This window comes from Sphingobacterium zeae (genome assembly GCF_030818895.1).
Lineage (GTDB): Bacteria > Bacteroidota > Bacteroidia > Sphingobacteriales > Sphingobacteriaceae > Sphingobacterium > Sphingobacterium zeae.
Genome location: NZ_JAUTBA010000001.1, coordinates 216629 through 235950, shown reverse-complemented (window position 1 = coordinate 235950; position 19322 = coordinate 216629). Strand labels below are relative to the sequence as shown.

14 protein-coding genes and 2 pseudogenes are annotated in these 19322 nt (G+C 41.4%); 9 read left to right on the top strand and 7 right to left on the bottom strand.

The annotated features are described in order from the left end of the window. Positions 1-62: 62 nt before the first annotated feature. From uvrA to QE382_RS00960, 5 genes are all read left to right on the top strand, one after another. Positions 63-2864 carry an excinuclease ABC subunit UvrA gene (gene uvrA, locus QE382_RS00980; RefSeq protein WP_307184327.1) on the top strand — a complete coding sequence of 934 codons (2802 nt, stop codon included), beginning with the start codon at positions 63-65 and terminating at the stop codon, positions 2862-2864. Between the two features lie 140 nt (positions 2865-3004). Beyond that, complete coding sequence (gene pafA, locus QE382_RS00975) at positions 3005-4648, top strand: alkaline phosphatase PafA (protein ID WP_307184326.1); 1644 nt, start codon at positions 3005-3007, stop codon at positions 4646-4648. Between the two features lie 143 nt (positions 4649-4791). Then, positions 4792-5232, top strand: coding sequence for an RrF2 family transcriptional regulator (locus QE382_RS00970; RefSeq protein WP_307184325.1), 441 nt, complete (start codon positions 4792-4794; stop codon positions 5230-5232). A gap of 212 nt (positions 5233-5444) precedes the next feature. Then, positions 5445-8231, top strand: a complete 2787-nt coding sequence (locus QE382_RS00965) for an outer membrane beta-barrel protein (RefSeq protein WP_307184324.1) — start codon at positions 5445-5447, stop codon at positions 8229-8231. After that, positions 8228-9133 carry a GLPGLI family protein gene (locus QE382_RS00960; protein ID WP_307184323.1) on the top strand — a complete coding sequence of 302 codons (906 nt, stop codon included), beginning with the start codon at positions 8228-8230 and terminating at the stop codon, positions 9131-9133. The genes QE382_RS00965 and QE382_RS00960 overlap by 4 nt, the downstream gene beginning before the upstream one ends. A 136-nt stretch (positions 9134-9269) precedes the next feature. Here QE382_RS00960 and metG read toward each other — a convergent pair. Beyond that, a pseudogene (gene metG / locus QE382_RS00955) lies at positions 9270-11340 on the bottom strand (methionine--tRNA ligase). A gap of 240 nt (positions 11341-11580) precedes the next feature. Between metG and QE382_RS00950 the strand changes: the two are divergent. Next, the gene (locus QE382_RS00950) at positions 11581-12483 is read left to right on the top strand and encodes a S66 peptidase family protein (protein ID WP_209577185.1); all 903 of its coding nucleotides are present in this window, start codon (positions 11581-11583) and stop codon (positions 12481-12483) included. A 39-nt stretch (positions 12484-12522) separates the two neighbouring features. Here QE382_RS00950 and QE382_RS00945 read toward each other — a convergent pair whose 3' ends face one another. Next, on the bottom strand, positions 12523-13353 hold the full coding sequence (locus tag QE382_RS00945) for a universal stress protein (protein WP_209577187.1): 831 nt from the start codon (positions 13351-13353) through the stop codon (positions 12523-12525). A gap of 237 nt (positions 13354-13590) precedes the next feature. On the opposite strand from QE382_RS00945, the gene QE382_RS00940 reads away from it, so the two are divergent. Next, a complete protein-coding gene (locus QE382_RS00940; protein ID WP_209577189.1) occupies positions 13591-13998 on the top strand; it encodes a DoxX family protein in 408 nt (135 codons plus the stop codon). 56 nt (positions 13999-14054) lie between these two features. Here QE382_RS00940 and QE382_RS00935 read toward each other — a convergent pair whose 3' ends face one another. From QE382_RS00935 to QE382_RS00930, 3 genes and pseudogenes are all read right to left on the bottom strand, one after another. Further along, complete coding sequence (locus QE382_RS00935) at positions 14055-14885, bottom strand: universal stress protein (RefSeq protein ID WP_209577190.1); 831 nt, start codon at positions 14883-14885, stop codon at positions 14055-14057. Positions 14886-15064: 179 nt separating this feature from the next. Further along, positions 15065-15259: pseudogene (locus tag QE382_RS23520) on the bottom strand (transposase); the annotation flags it as partial. Between the two features lie 18 nt (positions 15260-15277). Beyond that, positions 15278-15634, bottom strand: coding sequence for a transposase (locus QE382_RS00930; RefSeq protein ID WP_209577191.1), 357 nt, complete (start codon positions 15632-15634; stop codon positions 15278-15280). Between the two features lie 358 nt (positions 15635-15992). On the opposite strand from QE382_RS00930, the gene QE382_RS00925 reads away from it, so the two are divergent. After that, a complete protein-coding gene (locus QE382_RS00925; protein WP_209577192.1) occupies positions 15993-16166 on the top strand; it encodes a hypothetical protein in 174 nt (57 codons plus the stop codon). Between the two features lie 20 nt (positions 16167-16186). Beyond that, the gene (locus QE382_RS00920) at positions 16187-17800 is read left to right on the top strand and encodes a hypothetical protein (RefSeq protein WP_307184322.1); all 1614 of its coding nucleotides are present in this window, start codon (positions 16187-16189) and stop codon (positions 17798-17800) included. An 89-nt stretch (positions 17801-17889) separates the two neighbouring features. Here QE382_RS00920 and QE382_RS00915 read toward each other — a convergent pair whose 3' ends face one another. Together QE382_RS00915 and QE382_RS00910 are read right to left on the bottom strand one after the other, a co-directional pair. Then, on the bottom strand, positions 17890-18822 hold the full coding sequence (locus QE382_RS00915) for an IS3 family transposase (protein WP_307184321.1): 933 nt from the start codon (positions 18820-18822) through the stop codon (positions 17890-17892). Beyond that, positions 18800-19309: a transposase gene (locus QE382_RS00910; RefSeq protein ID WP_307184320.1), complete on the bottom strand. Its 510-nt coding sequence runs from the start codon at positions 19307-19309 to the stop codon at positions 18800-18802. The genes QE382_RS00915 and QE382_RS00910 overlap by 23 nt, the downstream gene beginning before the upstream one ends. Positions 19310-19322: the final 13 nt, after the last annotated feature.

Below are 19322 nucleotides of genomic sequence, written 5' to 3'. Positions count from 1 at the left end.
TTTTAATTCGCAGGAATATAATCAGCCAAGAATACGTAACTTTGTGTGAGATAAGGATTATTATGAGTAAACAGGTGGAGCACACTCCAAAAGAATATATTCAGATAAAGGGTGCAAGAGTTAATAACTTAAAGAATATTGACGTTGATATCCCAAAAAATAAATTAGTTGTTATCACTGGAATGTCGGGCTCAGGAAAATCATCCTTAGCTTTTGATACGCTCTACGCCGAAGGACAACGACGTTATGTCGAGAGTCTTTCTTCGTACGCAAGACAGTTTATGGGACGGATGAATAAACCGGAGGTGGATTACATCAAAGGTATTGCTCCTGCGATTGCGATAGAACAACGCGTCATTACGTCCAACCCTCGTTCGACGGTGGGGACATCCACTGAGATCTATGATTATTTGAAATTGTTGTATGCCCGGATCGGCAAGACAATTTCTCCTGTATCAGGCCGCGAGGTGACCAAAGACAGTGTGAGTTCAGTGGTGGATTTTGCGTTGAATTTAGAAGAGGGGACAACGGTGACACTTCTTGCTCCGCTTATACCTTCCCATGGGCGTAAACTTAAGGAAGAACTGTCGCTCCTGTTACAGAAAGGTTTTGTGCGTGTCTTCTATGGTGATAGTATGCAGAAAATCGAAACTATTATCGATGATAAGTCCATCGCCAACAAAGACCTCCAGGATGGTGAAGTACTTATTGTCGTCGACCGGGTTCGCATTGAACAGGACGATGATACTGTCAATCGACTTTCTGACTCGGTCCAAACAGGTTTTTTCGAGGGTAAAGGCGAGCTCTATATGGAGGAAAATGGTAAGCGACATCATTTCTCCCATAAATTTGAACTTGATGGAATAACCTTTGAAGAACCTACACCAAATTTCTTCAGTTTCAATAATCCTTATGGTGCCTGTCGCCGATGTGAAGGTTACGGGAAGATCATTGGTATTGATCCCGATCTTGTTATTCCAGACAAGAGCCGATCGGTTTACGATGGCGCGATTGCACCCTGGCGAGGAGAGAAAATGGGCGAGTGGCTACAGAAACTTGTTAAAAGTTCACTGAAATTTGATTTCCCGATACATCGTGCATACATGGACCTGACGACCGCGCAGAAAGAGCTGCTGTGGACGGGAAATCAATATTTTGAAGGCCTTACCCAGTTCTTCGAAGAACTTGAAGCCCAAACCTATAAAATTCAATACCGTGTGATGTTATCGCGCTACCGTGGGAAAACAGATTGCCCGGATTGCCGCGGTACCCGATTGCGAAAAGATGCTACCTATGTGAAAGTTGGGGGCAAGTCTATCACCGATATCGTATTGATGCCACTTGAAGAAGCCTTGGAGTTTTTTAAAACTTTACCGCTGGTCGGTAATGAGTTGGTCATTGCCAAAAGACTTCTTGCTGAAATTAATAACAGGTTGCAATTTTTGTGCGATGTTGGATTAAGTTATCTGACGCTGAACCGGCTGTCGAATACCCTTTCAGGCGGTGAGTCGCAGCGGATCAACCTGGCTACTTCATTAGGGAGTTCGCTCGTAGGTTCTATCTATGTGTTGGACGAACCCAGTATCGGGCTCCATCCACGTGATACACAGCGCCTGATTTCTGTGCTGAAATCTCTCCGCGATGTTGGCAATACGGTTGTAGTGGTTGAGCATGAGCAGGAAATGATGGAAGCTGCCGATTACCTGATCGATATCGGACCGGAAGCGGGAATCAATGGCGGCGATATGGTCTTTGCGGGTACATATCAGCAGATTCTGAAAGACACAAAAAGTCTTACGGGTCAATACCTCAGCGGCAAAAGCCAGATTGAAGCGCCCCAAAAATGCCGTCCATGGTCCAATAGCGTAACCATTAAAGGGGCACATGAGAATAACCTCCAAGGGATTGATGTACAATTCCCATTGAATACCTTTACTGTGGTAACGGGTGTTTCGGGATCAGGTAAGACTTCGTTGGTCAAACGTATCCTTTACCCAGCACTGCAGAAGTCGATCGGCAATTACTCCGGCGAGCAGACCGGCGTCTATGATGCGATTGAGGGGGATATTACCCAGGTTGAACAAGTTGAAATGGTCGATCAAAATCCGATCGGTCGTTCTTCGCGATCCAACCCTGTGACTTACGTGAAAGCCTGGGATGAAATCAGGGCCTTATATGCCAATCAGGCGCCAGCCAAAGCTGCTGGATTGAAACCTGCTGCATTTTCATTTAATGTTGAAGGTGGACGTTGTGATGTTTGTCAGGGCGAAGGTGAAGTTAAAATTGAAATGCAATTTATGGCCGATATCGTTTTACCATGTGAGGCCTGCGGAGGGAAACGATTTAAACAATTTGTGCTTGATGTACATTACAAGAACAAGTCTGTCGCAGATGTTCTCGAGCTGAGTGTTGATGAAGCGATTGTATTCTTTGAAGACCAGCCTAAAATATTGGCTAAATTGCAGCCTTTACAGGACGTTGGATTAGGCTACGTTAAGCTCGGGCAATCGTCAAGTACATTGTCTGGCGGTGAAGCACAGCGGATTAAACTGGCCTCTTTCCTCATTAAGGGTAATAACAGCAAGAAAACACTTTTTATCTTTGATGAGCCAACAACAGGCTTACACTTTCAGGATATTAAAAAGTTATTGAAATCATTTGATGCACTGATTGCCCTAGGCAACAGTATATTGGTGATCGAGCACAATATGGATATGATCAAATCGGCAGATTGGGTGATCGATATTGGTCCTGAGGGTGGAAATAAAGGCGGAAAGCTAGTCTTTGCGGGTCTTCCGGAAGAACTTATCCATTGTAAAGATTCTTATACAGGTCAATTTTTAAAAGCATATTTAAAAGATTAAACCCTACTTTAGCGAAGTGAAGTAATCGATATCAGGAGACCTGGGCTGCCAATATGTTACGATTTATTGTTCCTTTTTTAAGGTCTGATGGAATACTTTACACTAAATAAAAAACTAATATTTTAATACTTAATACAATTATGATTAAAAGATTTTTTTTAAGTGTCGTCCTTGGAATAGCAGCGCTTTCGTCCATGGCGCAGCAACCGGAAAGACCAAAATTGGTTGTCGGCCTGATGGTGGACCAAATGCGTTGGGATTATTTATATCGTTTTGCGGATCGATATGGAAATGATGGTTTCAAACGACTTTTGAAAGAAGGATTTTCCTGTGAAAATACATTGATTAACTATATTCCGACATACACAGCCATTGGGCACAGTTCGGTGTATACAGGCTCAGTTCCCTCCATACATGGTATTGCAGGTAATGACTGGATCGAAGAACAGACGGGTAAGAATATGTACTGTACGCAGGACGATAATGTTGTTGGTGTAGGGACTACCGCCAAGGAAGGGCAGCAGTCTCCACGTAATTTGCTTGCGTCGACTGTAACGGATCAATTGAAACTCGCTTCTAACTTTAAATCCAAAGTGATCGGTATCGCGATTAAAGACCGTGGTGGTATTCTGCCTGCGGGGCATTTCGCTGATGCGGCGTATTGGTTCGAAGCAAAATCAGGTGATTGGATCACCTCTAATTTCTACATGGATAAACTGCCAAAATGGGTCGTAGACTTCAACAAGAAAAAATTGGCTGAAAAATACCTGAAAGGCGACTGGAAGCCCATGTATGATATTAGTACCTATGCTGCCAACAGCATTGCAGATGATAATATTTACGAAGGTAAATACCCTGGCGAAGAAAAACCGACTTTGCCGCGCGCAACTTCTAAGCTGATGAAAGACGAAGGCTATGAGCTGATCAAAACCACACCAATGGGAAATCAGTTTACCTTGGACCTGGCAATGGAAGCAATCAAAAATGAACAGATGGGAAATAACCCGACTAAAAATACCGACTTCCTTTGTGTGAGCCTTTCAGCAACAGACTACGTCGGACACCGTTACTCATTGACAGCGGTGGAGATTGAAGATATCTATCTGCAGCTTGATAAACAACTTGCCGATTTCTTCAACTACCTGGATAAGACCGTGGGTAAGGGAAACTATACCTTCTTCCTGACTGCAGATCATGGCGCTTCCTATAACTCTCGGTTTTTTATGGATATGAAAGGAAATGGAGGTTATTTCTATTCCCGTCAGATTATCACAGGTCTTAACAAGACGCTTAAAGATAAATTTGGACAAGAGAAGCTTGTAAAAAGCATGATGAATTATCAGGTTCATTTAAACAATCAGTTGATCGATTCTTTACAGTTGGATCGCGATAAAATAAAAGAGACCATCATTCGTGAACTTCGTCATACCGAAGGCGTGGCCTATGTTGCTGATATGGAGAAGGGTGAAAGCCTGATGATTCCAGCGCCTATTCGGGAAAAAATGATCAATGGTTATAACTTTAAGCGCAGTGGTGCTATCCAGATTGTTTGCGAACCACAGTGGTACGATGGTACGCCTCGCTCGACCGGTACGACCCATGGTACCTGGTCTGCCTACGATTCCCATATTCCTTTGGTATTTATGGGTTGGGGCATCAAGCCCGGAGTTTCCAATACAGAGGTACATATTGTGGATATTGCACCTACAATTGCGGCACTTTTGCACATTACCGAACCAAATGGCAGTATTGGAAAACCCATCACGGCGGTATTGGGGCAATAAGAAAATGCAGTAGATACGTTTCCAGTATAGCGAAGTGAACCCCCGTTTGGGTGTTTACAGCTGTTCTACGCATGAAATGGTGCGGGTTTTATTCTATTGAATAAAAAACGTAAATTTGCGATTCAACAGGGGGTTAATAAAGTATGCTTTCCAAAAAAACAAAATATGCAATAAAGGCACTGATGGTGCTTGGTCGTAACTACGGTAATGAGCCTATGCAAATCGTAAAGATTGCGCAGGAAGAGAATATTCCCAAGAAATTTTTGGAACAGATTCTGCTCGAAATGCGAAATGCCGGAATTCTCTATAGCAAGAAAGGTGCTGGGGGCGGGTATAGTCTCAACAAGGCGCCAGAGGACGTTTTCTTATCGCAGGTTATGCGCTTGATCGATGGACCTATCGCGTTGCTACCCTGTGTGAGTTTAAATTTCTACCGCTCCTGCGAGGAGTGTACCCAAGAGCATGCCTGTGGCATACGTGATACGTTCGTTGAGGTAAGAAATGCCATGTTGCAGATATTGAATGATACAAGTATTGCCCATTTAATCAATAAGGAAAAAGAATTGAATTTAAATATAGAATAAAGAAAATAAAATATTTTTTTCATTTTGAATGGAGGCCTGATAAATAAGTCAGGCCTCTTTTTTTGTTATTATATTTTTGGAATACAGCATTTTAATCTAATGAATTTTTCATGATTGAATGCCTTTTTAATTATATAATTATTTAACATTATTTTACGAATTTTCCGTAGCATTAGCAGTATATTTACCTGACAATATATAAACGTTAATTTATGAAACTAACCTATTCCCTAGTTTTGTTTCTTTTGCTAGCTATTTTAAGTTCGAAATCCTATGCACAACATAAGCTTTCGGGTTCGGTTGTGGATGGCAAGGATCTTGCAAAACTGCATCAGGCTTCAATCGCACTGCTCAACCCCAAAGATTCGGTCTTGGTTACCTTTGGTCGGACAAAAGAAAATGGAACGTTCCAACTCGCAAATCTGGATACAGGAACTTATAAGATGGTGGTTTCCTATCCCCAATATGCAGATTTGGTAAGGGATATCCAAGTTACTGCCGGAGACGTAGACATTGGATTGGTGAAACTATCCAAAGCAGCCTTACTGTTGGAGGAGGTGCAGGTGAATGGCAAAATTCCGGTGGTTATTAAAGGGGACACCATCGAATACGATGCCGGTAGTTTCAAAGTTGATAAGGATGCCAAAGTTGAGGACCTGTTAAAAGTATTGCCCGGCATTACGATGGATGGATCTGGCAAGATTACCGCTCAGGGCAAAGAAGTGAAAAAAGTACTGCTCGATGGGGAGGAATTCTTCGGTGATGACCCCACGTTAATTACTAGGAATATTCGGTCAGATATGGTCAGTAAAGTGCAGGTTTATGAAAAGAAATCAGACCTCGCCGTTCGAACGGGCGTGGATGATGGCGAGCGTACGCAGACCATTGATATCAAACTCAAAGAAGATAAGAAGAAGGGACTATTTGGGCAAGCCGTTGCCGGAGCGGGTACGGATCACTATTACGGCGGTAAAGTGATGTTCAATAAGTTTAAAGGTTCGCAAAAAATTGCCGCGTATGGCATTCTTGCCAATGACGGCATGGTTGGACTGGGCTTTGAAGATAGCCAAAAATATGGTGTCGGTGGAAGCAGCAATGTGCAGGTGATGGAAGGCGGAGGTATTATGATTACCTCGGGTGGCGACGGTTCTGATGGCGACTGGGACGGTACGTATTCCGGTGGAGGAGTACCTCGAGCGATCAATATGGGTGCTAGCTATTCCGATAAAACCAAAGATGATAAGCACAAGGTCAATGTCAACTTTAAGCGTAATCAGATCCGTGTTGGCAACACCAGTACCTACAATGCGCAAAACAATCTGCCTGAGCGGGCGCAGGTAGACAATAACGTGACGCGGTCGCAGAACGAAAGTAAATCCAATACTGCTAATTTGAGGTATGATTTGAAGTTGGATTCGATGTCCGATTTGACCGTTAATATGGGATTTATGAAGTCTAGCCGTGATAATTTCTCTGGTTCTGAAGCTGATCAACGTACACTGGATGGAGTCTTGATCACAAAGACGACATCAAAAAATGATTTGAATGCTGATCAGGATCGATTTAATGTCAATGCGATGTTAACACGCCGCTTCAGAAAAGAGCGCCGTTCTGTCACTTTTAATATGAATGCAAATACGGATCAGAATCGTTCAAAAATCCAATATTTCTCTGAAAACATCTTTCAAAGTTCAGGTGATACCACCCTGATTGATCAATTTAAAAATGATAAGCTGGCCAACAATACCTACGGCGCCTCAGTAACTTATTCGGAGCCCTTGTCAAAACGGCTGACTGCCGCCGTTGGATATGCATTCAACAGCAGTAAATCGGAAACGCTGAATCAGTCTTTTGATAAAGATCCCGTTACAGGTGAATATACTGTGCTAGATCAGAATCTATTAAATGATTTCGATTACACCAGCTTGAAAAGTGCAGTGAATACTTCGCTGAATTACAAATCTAGTACGTTGACTGTCAATGTAAGCAATAGGGTGGATTTTGAGGATGTGAAGAGGACGTATAATAATCTGAATACAACATTACAGCGCAATCAAACGTCAGTTAATCCAGTTTTCTCGGTGAATTATAAAATCTCTAAAAGTAAAAATATCAATTTCCGTTACAGTGGACATACCAGTCAACCTTCTTTGACACAGATAGAACCCCTAAAGCAAAATGCACAGCCGCTTATTGAATATCTGGATAATCCAAACCTAAAAGCCGGTTTTGACAATTCGTATTCAATTGATTACAATAACTATAAGCAGTTGAAAGATCAGAGCATCTATTTTTATGTAAATGCAGATCAAGGTAAAAATAGCATCAACAATAGTGTGCGGTACGATTTGGATAGAGGTACACAGCAGATTTCCTATGTCAATATTGACAAGGACAATTGGCGGATGTATGGCGGTAGTGGATACAGTTTTGTATTACAAAAAAAATGGGGGTTGAAAATGAATCTAGGGATGCAGGTGCAGTACAATAGCCAATTTAGTTACCTATCATCGTATACCGAAGAGCCAAAGCTCAATAGAAATCAAACGTGGAGTGTTTCACCGAATATCGGTTTTAGTCGCTATAAGGCGAATAAGATGGATTTCTATATTTCCATCAGGCCAGGTGTTCAGCAAATGAATTCCTATTTGCAGCCCGAGTTAAATCGTTCCACTTTTACGTTGAGGACCTACTCCGAGCTCACGTATTACTTCCCAAAAGATTTCAAAATCTCTTTAACGACCAATCAAAATTATCAGGCTGCTACGAAAACATTACAGTCGATTAACATTGTCAATATGAATGGTTATGTTTCCAAAAAACTATTGAAAGATAAATCGTTGGAAGTGCAGGTGTTCGTCAATGATATTTTAAATAAAAATAATGGCGTGTACCGATATCAAAATGGAACGTCATTTATTCAGACGAGCAACGACGTATTGCGCCGTTATGGCATGCTAAAAGTAATCTATAATTTTACATCAATGAACCGCCCATGATAGCAATATCCAATTTTTTGTCCAAAGTTAAGGTGAATATTAATTCTGATAAGCTCCATCTGACCAATGGAAAAAATATTTTGTTTACAGATGAAAGGAGATACCAAATGAGTAAATATACGAAGTTGATGATTTGGGTTTTGTTGCTGTGCATGAGCACAGCCCAGGCGCAGCATGCCTATTTTCCGAGCAGCGGAATAGTGACCTATGAACGGAAGTTTCATGTGCAGAACTTCTTGAAGCGTAATTACCTCAACAATCCAGATTTAGATACCTGGGACAAGTTAACGGTCGACAATGCCGTCAAAAATGGTCCTACAGAGGTGGTGACACATCATATGTTGAAATTTTACGATCATGAAACCCTCTTTGAGACTATTCAGGAAGACTATCCTCCGAGTTACCGCAATGTCACACGATACCAGTCCATCCTTGCAGATTCAAAAACTTATATCAATTTTCAACAGCAGGAGTTTCTCAAATTGCTTCCATTTGGTGATGATCAACTTTTACTTAAAGATTCATTGCCTGCTGTAAAATGGAAGTATACCGATGAATATCGAAATATTGCCGGATACGACTGCCGAAGAGTCAATGGAATTGTGCAAGATTCAGTGTATGTCGTTGCTTTTTTTGCAGGACAAATTCCTATTTCCGGAGGTCCGGAACTTATTCATGGGCTACCAGGGCTAATCATGGGGGTGTCCATTCCAAGTATGAATGTCAATATGTTTGCAACCAAGGTGGAGATCACGAATGCTCCGGTCTCAAATGTGCTCACCAAAAAGAAAAAAGTGGTGGCCGAATCTCGAGCAGAGATCCTAGAAAAGCTAAAAGATACCGTTTATGATTATTTGGATGAAAAGGATTTTAAGAAACGTATGCAGAGCATATTCTTTTAATCAGCCAACTATGCTAAAGGAAAAAAGATAGGCTACTACCAGAAAAGCGGTGGCCTCGAAGTACCTATCAAAAATAGCCTATAAAAAAGCCTGTGCAGACGAACAGGCTTTTATTATCATGGTATGACGTTTGGTATTAACGCACCGTACTCCCTACTTTAATTGTTGTATCTGGTTTGACGAAATCCAGTCTTCCATCGGCATCTTCTGCCATAAGGATCATTCCCTGCGACATAATCCCTTTTATTTCCCGGGGTTCAAGGTTGACCAATATGGACACCTGACGCCCTACAATTTCTTCAGGGCTAAAGAATTCTGCAATACCCGAAACTACCGTCCGTGTATCAATACCCGTATCGATGGTCAATTTCAATAATTTCTTTGTTTTGGCAACTTTTTCAGCTGCTGTAATGGTTCCGACACGGATATCCATTTTAACAAAATCGTCGAAGCTGATATTTTCTTTTGCAGGAGCAACCTTGGCATTGTCGGCTATGTTTTTGGCTTTTGCTGCTGTAAGTTTATCGAGCTGAAAGTCGACCTGTTCATCTGTTACCTTTTCAAATAACAATTGTACTTCACCCAATTGATGGCCCACTTCAATCAACGCATCTGAACCCGCGTCATTCCAGTTTCCTTGAGGAAAATTGAGCATTTCAAATAATTTGGTTGCTGTTTTAGGCAAAAACGGCTGCGCAAGGACAGCGAGGTTTGCAACGATCTGTGCCGCGACGTTTAATATTGTTTTAACCCGTTCTTCATCCGTTTTGATGATTTTCCATGGTTCCTCATCCGCAAGATATTTATTGCCAAGGCGGGCAACATTCATAAATGCTACCAAAGCTTCGCGGAAACGGAATTGTTCCAAAGAAGATGTAATGGCAACCGGAAATGATTTTAATTCATCCAATACCGCTTGGTCTACTGTAGACAAAGCAGATCCCTTCAATACCTGACCATCGAAATATTTGTGAGAGAGTACCATTACTCTGTTTACAAAGTTGCCCAAAATAGCTACCAGCTCATTGTTTATGCGTGCCTGAAAATCCTTCCAGGTAAACTCAGCATCGGAGGTTTCCGGTAATATCGACGTTAATACATAACGCAATTCATCCTGTTTGTCAGGGAATTCCTGTAGATATTCATGTAGCCAAACCGCATGGTTCCTAGACGTAGACAGCTTATCGCCCTCCAGGTTAAGGAATTCGTTGGCTGGAATATTTTCAGGCAAAATGTAATCGCCGTGAGCATGAAGAATAGCGGGGAAAATAATACAGTGGAAGACAATATTATCTTTTCCGATAAAATGAATCAACGTAGAATCATCGGCAGGGTTATCATGCGTTTTCCAATAGTCCTCCCAGTTTTTGCCGTGGTCTAATGCCCACTGTTTGGTTGCTGAGATGTAACCGATAGGCGCATCCAACCAGACATAAAGTTTTTTACCCTGTGCTTCTTCCAGCGGTACATCCACACCCCAGTCCAGATCACGGGTCATTGAACGCGGTTGTAAACCCGATTTAAGCCAAGACTGGCATTGCCCAAACACGTTGGATTTAAGGATATTTTTCTTTCCTTCGATCAGCCATTTTTCAAGCCATGGCTGGTATTTATCCAAAGGGAGGTACCAGTGCTTTGTTTCTTTCAATACCGGTGTCTTTCCGCTCAATGTCGAAATCGGATTGATCAGATCTGTCGGGCTCAGGGATGTTCCACATTTTTCGCATTGGTCACCATAGGCACCTTCGGACTTACAATTTGGGCAAGTACCTGTAATATAGCGGTCGGCCAAAAACTGGTGGTACTCCTCATCGTTAATACTGTTCGGAAAATTTCTCGACAAATTCACCTTTGTTGTAAAGGTTCAAGAAGAAATCCTGCGATAACTGGTGATGTATGGGCTCCGATGTGCGGTGGTATATATCGAAGGAAATGCCAAACTCTTCAAAGCTCTCTTTAATTTGTTGATTGTATTTATCAATGATTTGTTGTGGGGTAATGCCCTCTTTTTTTGCACGGATGGTAATCGCCGCACCATGCTCATCTGAACCACATACATAAACGACATCTTTTTGATTCAGACGCAAATAGCGGACAAAGATATCCCCAGGGATGTATGCTCCAGCAAGGTGTCCAATATGTAAAGGACCATTGGCATACGGTAATGCCGATGTGATGGTATAACGTTTTTTATCTAGAATACTCAATGCTTGAAAGATATTAAAGTGTGTACTTGTTTTCTTTGGCAAACTTAGATAAATTGCTGTTTATATGCAATATAAATGCGTATCATATCAAACAATCGCAAAAATATTATTCCAAATAGCGGTAGAAAACTCAGATAAATTTACGTTTATTTGTAGGGATAAGCACATCGTTTTCCCATAATTTTTTTATTGGAGACTAGACTTTGTGCTTCCGGTTGTTTGATCATTAGCGATAAAAAGATGTCCAAAATACCTGATTTTCTGAAAGTAGGCGATAAAGTTGCGATCGTCTGTCCTGCGAGTTTTATCCGTGGATCTATTGATGTAGGCCTAAAAACATTGGAGGGCTGGGGATTGGAGGTTGTGGTCGGAGAGACTGTCAGCACATCGTACCACCAGTTTGCCGGACAAGACAGTTTACGAGCAGCTGATCTGCAGTGGGCACTGGACGATCCATCGATTAAGGCGGTATTCGCCGCACGTGGCGGCTATGGTTGTGTTCGAATTGTCGATGAAATCGATTTTTCGAACTTCGAAAAACACCCCAAATGGCTGGTGGGTTTTAGCGATATTACCGTATTGCACAGTCATATTCAACGGAATTTTAAAGTAGCCACAATACATGGACAGATGCCCAAGTCTTTTGAGACGGGCACAGAGGCCTCTTTGGAGACCTTGAAAAATGCATTGTTTGGTCATAATATGGACTTTGCCTACGAGCAAACCTTATTTCCCAACCGTGCAGGCAAGGGGGAGGGAAAACTGGTGGGTGGAAATCTGGCTATCTTACTTTCTGTACTGGCGTCCGATTCGGATGTCAATTACAAGAATAAAATTTTATTTATAGAGGATGTAGGGGAAGCCTATTACTCCATAGACAGAATGCTATGGGCATTGAAGCGTGCGGGAAAATTAAAAAAATTGAGCGGTCTTATTGTCGGCGGTTTCTCTGCCATGAAGGACAACGACCCCGCTTTTGGCCAAAGTGTGGAAGAAATTGTGTGGGATAAAGTTAAAGAATATGATTTTCCGGTAGCGTTTGCCTATCCGGCAGGTCATATTGATGACAATCATGCCCTCGTACTAGGCCGAAAAGTGGAATTGAAAACCACGGCTAATGCTGTTCAGCTAACTTACTTGTAGGTATAGCTGAACAGCATTTAGCTGCAACGCCTATTCTGATTAGCCGGAATGTACCGGAATGACCATCATTGCCGCCTGACTCTTCCAAGCCATCTTCTGGGCTAAACTGGTGTTGAAAATTCGGCTTAACAAGCCCTTGTCGCGGTGGAAAGTAACCATCATATCGATATTATTTTCGTTAATGTATTGGTTAATCCCAAGGGCGATGTCTGTATGAAGGATATAACTATACAGGGGATTGTAGGGCGCCAGCAGATCTTTCATGATCGTTATTTCAGCATTTACAGCTTTATTTGCAGGATCTTCTTTGGTGACATGTACCACATATACCTCACTTTTGCGCAATACTTCAGATGCATTGACCAACAGGCGGTTCAATTTTAGTTTTACTTCCTTAAGATTTGAGGCTATCAGCATCTTTTTCGGTACCCTAAGTTCAGCCCGTGCCGGGACCACCAATAAGGGCGTGTGACAATTTTCGATCAGCTTGAGCGTATTGCTTCCGAGTAGTAGTTTCTTTAGGCCACTTTTGCCCGCGGTGCCGACGATGACGAGGTCAATATCCTCCTCTGCACAAGTACGGTTTACGCCGTAGCTTAGTTCATATTCTTCAAGCACAGATTTCCAGGCTATCCCTTCCGGGAAAAGCAGCATGAGCTCCTGTTGCCAGGTATTAAGATCACTTTGTTTCTCCTCAAGAATTTCTGAATTGCTGATAACAACAGGTTCAGTACCTACCGTAGGGATTACTTCGTACGTATGGTACAAGACAACCTTTTCAATGCCCCATAGCGGAGCCAATTGCGCGGCGTATCGAGCAGCGGCGTAGGCATTGTCCGAAAAGTCTGTTAACAAGAGTAGGTTTTTCATCCTTATTAGTTATTTGTTTATCACATAATCCGTCGCAAAGCTATTACCGACTTAGGCCGTATTTCTGTTGCAGTCCACCGTTTTACCGTCGATTATATAGCTATTAAATTACACATAAAGTATTAAAAATACAATAAATTTATTCCTAGCATAGCGCTGCAGGACCTTCAATTTAAATAATTTCATTAATTTAGGGCGAGTGGTTTTGTTCATCAATTAATAATTTAACCGTTTTATATGGCAATTTGGAATTCATTGAGTAAGTATAGGGATACAGGGCTTCTGGTTTTGCGTATTGGATTGGGCGTGATGATGATTATGCACGGTCTGCCCAAGTTGCAGGGTGGCCCAGAGCTTTGGGCCGGCATAGGTAAAGCAATGGGCACGATTGGTATCCATTTTCTGCCTACATTTTGGGGATTTATGGCGGCCGTGACCGAAACCGTTGGAGGGCTATTTTTGTTGTTGGGTCTTTTTTTCAGACCAGCAGCACTATTGCTTGCTTTTACAATGGTTATCGCTGGATTACTGCATCTTTCCAAAGGAGATGGTATCTCTGGCGCATCCCATGCAATTGAGCTCTGTTTTGTATTTTTAGGACTTATTCTTATCGGTCCCGGTAGACACTCCGTTGATAAAAAGTAAACGGTTTTTTCCTTTTCACTTTCATTGCGATGGTTTTATGTGAAAATATACTGTCTTTATGATCTATCCATGGGAATAACCAATAAGTTGGCGGAGCCATTCCAGGCTATCTTTTTTGATATGCTGCTTTTAAACAGGCTAGATAATAGTCCCTGCTTTTTATGGAATGAAAGGATGAGGTCGATGTGTTTCTCTTTTGCATATTCTTCGATACCCATGGCAACATCATCGTGACTAATGTAGTCATAAATCGGATGGTATTTGTCCAGGCGCTCATGAAGATGCTTTAATTCCTGCGCCAGGTCTGCAGCAGATGCCTCTCTTTTCGCAACATTCAAGACATATAATTTTGCTTGAAAGGTTTCCAAAACCTGGTCCAAATTAAATAAATCCAGTTTGCGATCCACCTCTTTCAGATCCGTTGTCGCCAGTACATTTTTGGGGACTGCCGGATCTACCTTATGCGACACGATAAGCATCGGCTTAGGGCATATATCCATTAACGTAATGGCATTGCTTCCTACCAGGATTTTAGCAAAGCCTGTTTGACCTGTAATACCCAATGCGACAAGATCAATAGCTTGGGCACGACATATTTCTTGAACGCCCATCGGTAAATCCACGTCTTCCATTTGATAGGATAATGCTACTTGTGGTGGGAACAATAGTCTAATTTGGTCGAACCAGTCCGCAAGTTCCTTTTCTTTGGCCGCTTTTACTTCCTCATTGACAACAACAATAGGTTCATTGTCGACGACGGTAACACTATTGTACGTGTGATATACAATCACCTTTTGCGTTTTCCATGCTTCTGTACATAGTGCAACTTGCTTTGCTGCTAGAAGAGCATTTTCTGAAAAGTCAGTTAACAGGAGGATATGTCTCATGATATTCTTTTTTATACGTTTAACTTGATAACCTGCTGCGCTATGTCATCCCGATCCTTCGCTTAAGTGGATCTATAGGGTCTCGTATAGCGGCGGTATATTACCAAAACAATCAATCTAGCGATAAGTTACAAATAAAACGTGAATTTAATGTTAAGATCCCTCCACAGTGATGAGTATCATAAAAAACGATGCTGTCCAAACACTGTTTCTACCTCTATCGGGCGTTTACTTCGGTGATCCAGTCCTTTTTCACTCTTAAAAAGCCCTCTTGCGCTCGTTTTCAGTTCTCTAAGACGGTGATTTAATGCTATTCTGCGATTCCCTTCTGCCTGGTGGCACTTTCCGCGTAGCGGACATCCTTCACAACTTTTCGCCTGATAATAAGCGACCTAGAATTCATAACCATTGCTCGAAGTTCGTTTTCCCATGTGGATATTTTCCATTTTTGCCCCCATCGGACAGACGTAGAAATCCTCCATGGTGTTATAGAACAGGTTCTGGACAGAGAATGGATCATTCTTCATCTTTCTTTTCTGTTCCTTATGAAAATAATTGTACTTCACATAAGTTTCGATCTCCTTGTCCTCAAGCATTTCGTAGTTTTCTTCGCTGCCATAACCGGCATCGGCAACAACTTCAATGCTCTGTTTACTGTAAGCTTTCTCAAACCCATCCAGATGAAGTTTTAAAGTAGTGGTTTCAACCGGCTTCTGATGGATGGAAACGTGCGTGATAAACTTCCCCATATCTAGCATCTGCTAGATTGATTTCCACAGTGGATGGTTTTCCATTTCCCTCTTCGGCAAGCTCATTTACACGTTTACATGATTGAAAACTTGGGATGGTCAATAAAGGTATTGTCTATTTTATAGATATTCAGCATACGCGTCTTTGTTTTATTATTTGAGCAATATTTTTAATCGGACAATATATATATATATATATATTTAGGTAACTCTACATTATGTAGTAGCCTAGCTACAGGTATTTTTATATTCTAGTATTTGTTTGTATATGAAATATTTGGGGGATAATTTTGGACTGTTTAAGAACCTCGTTTATATATATCTTAGATTCTATTAAATCCTTTTAACATCATTTATCATGAAAAAGCAATACGTAAAACCAAAAATCGAACTATTTTTAATCGATCTTGAATCGGGTATAGCCGCTGAGTCTGCGACTGTACAGCCTCAAAACTCTAATGGTCAGGTAGTTGAACAATGGACGAAAGATAATGATGATATTAGAAACTTAGACTGGGGAAGTTATAATTAATCAAAAATATCATGAAAGGAATGGATTTAACTATAAATAGATTATTGTTTGGGCTTTGCATGGGTTTAGTTCTTTTGCAATCCTGTACCAAGTCAAACAATGTGCCTGTCGCAGAACAGGAAGGATTGGCAATTGTTACCGTAGGAGTATCGGTAGGGGATCCCGAAGAAGAAACTGTGGTATTGGCATCCAACAGAAAAGTCACAAATAGCAAATTAGCCGAGCAGGTGTCAGAAGTGGCTGTTTCAGAACACATGACATTGGGCGTAACATTAAGAGATCAACAGAACTCCCAATTAGATGCTTCCTTTAAAAGAAGCGATTATGTCGATCCTGCTCTTAACACGCGATCATTGAGGGCAGCTTCTCAGGTGATCACTAAAACGCTTGATACTAATGTAAAATATCGAATTGTTGTTTACGATGCCTCTGGTAATTATTTGCAATCAACTGACTATAGCTACGGATCTAATGCGCCACAGCTCAATTTGGATGCTGGAAAAACTTACACGTTTGTGGTGTATTCTATTAATAGCACTTCTGTCATTCCAAATGTAGACGGTATTTCCAATTTGTCAACCGCTAAATTGAAAGATGTCAATGGCGATCTGATGTACTTTAAAAAAACGATGCAGTTAGCATACGGAAATAACAACTTAGCTGTTATACTGACGCATCAGTTTAGTCAGATTACTACAACAGTGCAGATGGACAATAGTATGACTGGATCTATAGCGGCTTTATCAAATATGGTTGTCAGTCCTGCTAAAAGTTCTGCAACATTTAGCCTAAATGACGGTAGTCTTGTATATGCCTCTACCAATTCGAGCGCGGCAATTACATTTGCAGCGATCTCTTCTGGATCACGTTCAGTGACGGCTTTTCCAACGCTAGTGATCAGTCCGAATACAACTACGGCCAGTCTCACCATAGGTTCCATTACACTTGATGGTGATACGAAGAATAATATTGTTGTCCCAAATATTAAGATTATACCTGGGCACAAATATAATTTAGTATTGAATTTCAAAGCCTGTACGCAAAGCGTAACCTCAGATGCGCTTAATTGGAATTATGAGCGGGCGACTTGGACGGCTAATGGCAACTCATACAGTGGCATTATTAAAGATGGTACGCGCTATGCTAATAATGAGGTAATTACAAATACGTTTAGCGCGCCGCAGGCAAATTACGGTTTTCAATTTGATATTACCGAATTCGACAACGCTTTCAATATGCGCGTAAATGGGCAATATATATTTGGAAGCAGTACGAACGATCAGGTTCAATTTCAGACCAATACTAGTCTTGGAACCGTGCGGAATATTCAGTTTGTAGATGGTACGGAGTATGCTGTAAATGGTATACCTGAAGTTTATGATATGAAGGGTACAAGTAATGCGCCATTACTCCGGATATTGATTAGCCGATATGGGGAGGTAACATTACTGGGAAGTAAAAGTAGTGGAGGGCCTCTGGTTCAGCTAAAATTGAAAAATGGATTATCGTTCAATACCGTTAATTGGAGTGCATCGGGAAATAATAGTGTTGTCATCAGCCAAAAGGTAGACGGAAGAACGGTGATTATTGGCCAAGGAAATGGTCGAAAGCTGATTTCCTGTTCAGGGTCTTAATTGCGAATTTACTTAAGCTGCAAAATTTAGAAGAGGCTTTCCGAAAATGGACTGCCCCCAAAAGTTGGACAAATTTAGTTATTAGATTTTTAGAAATGAGCTCGATATTCTGTCGGGCTCATTCCACATTTAAATTGAGTTTGATCCGCCTTTTTATTGTAGTAGAAGATGTAGTCTTTTATATCGTTTTTTAACTGCTCAGTTGATTCATATTCTTTCATATAGAAGAGCTCTGACTTTAGTGTTCGAAAGAAATTTTCAATCACAGCGTTATGCAGACAATTTCCTTTTCTGGACATACTTTGGGTGATTCCGTTTTCCCTGAGCAATTGTTGATACTTATGCATTTGATATTGCCATCTTTGATCTGAATCTAAAACCAACTCTGAGGATACTTTTGCACAAGGAAGAGATTTTTTCAACATGTCCATTACAACCTTGAAGACCGGTATGTCAGTAAGCTCATAACGGATAATTACCTGATTGAACAGATCAATGATCGGGTTAAGGTAGAGCTTTCCTTCCCTGACTTTGAACTCTGTAACATCAGTAGCCCATTTTTGGGATGGTTTGTCAGCCTTGAATTCCCTATTAAGGATATTGAGAGCCATCTTGCCCAGGTCACCCCTGTAGGATCGGTATTTTTTCACCCTGATCAGGCTCTTCAGCTTCATTTCTCCCATCAGAATAAGCACGACCTTATGGTGGTTAATACCTACTCCATATCGTTTGATCATCAGCACGATACGGCGATAGCTAAAGCGCCCCTTTTGATCATGGTATATTCTGCTGATTAGGTTTCTTACCTGTTCATATTTGTCCGGTTGTCCAGATTTCCCGGAGTAATAATAAAAAGTACTCCTTGCCATTTTAATACAGTTCAACATGGTAACCAGGTCGAATTGATGCCTTAGCTCCATTATGGCTTGCGCCTGTTTTCTTCTTGAGCAAAGGCTTGGAGCTTTTTTAGCAAAGCATTTTCCGCCCGTAAATACTCGTCTACTGCAAAAATTCCTCTTCACGCGTGAGTGGTTTATTCGTTTTCCTGGCCTTTCTCTTGATCTGTTGGTTTGCTTTTTTAGTCATAGGTTGTCTTCCTTTAGCCTGCGGCTCCAATCCTGCCGGACCAAATTCATCCAGTCTTTTTTGCCAGTTGATGATGTGGACATACGAGAAAAGGTCGAAGCGTAAGCGGGCCTCTTTCAAAGATAAACTTTCTTCACGGATTGCGCTAAGGACTGACAACTTAAAAGACGGGCTAAAGATCCTTTTCCCTTTTTTGGGAAGAAGTCCTGCATATCCATGATACTTATATATCCTATGCCTAGTGTCAAGTAATGAATAGGTGATTCCTAATTCTCTACCAAGAGATTTTGCAGAGCGATAATGCTCATCCATCTGTTTAACACAGCTCTGCTTAAATTCAAAACTGTGCTTCTTTTTCTTATTCATAAAAAAATACCCCCAGAAAGTGGTTAACTTTTTGGGGGCAATGCACTTTTTGGACACCCTCTTGCTATTT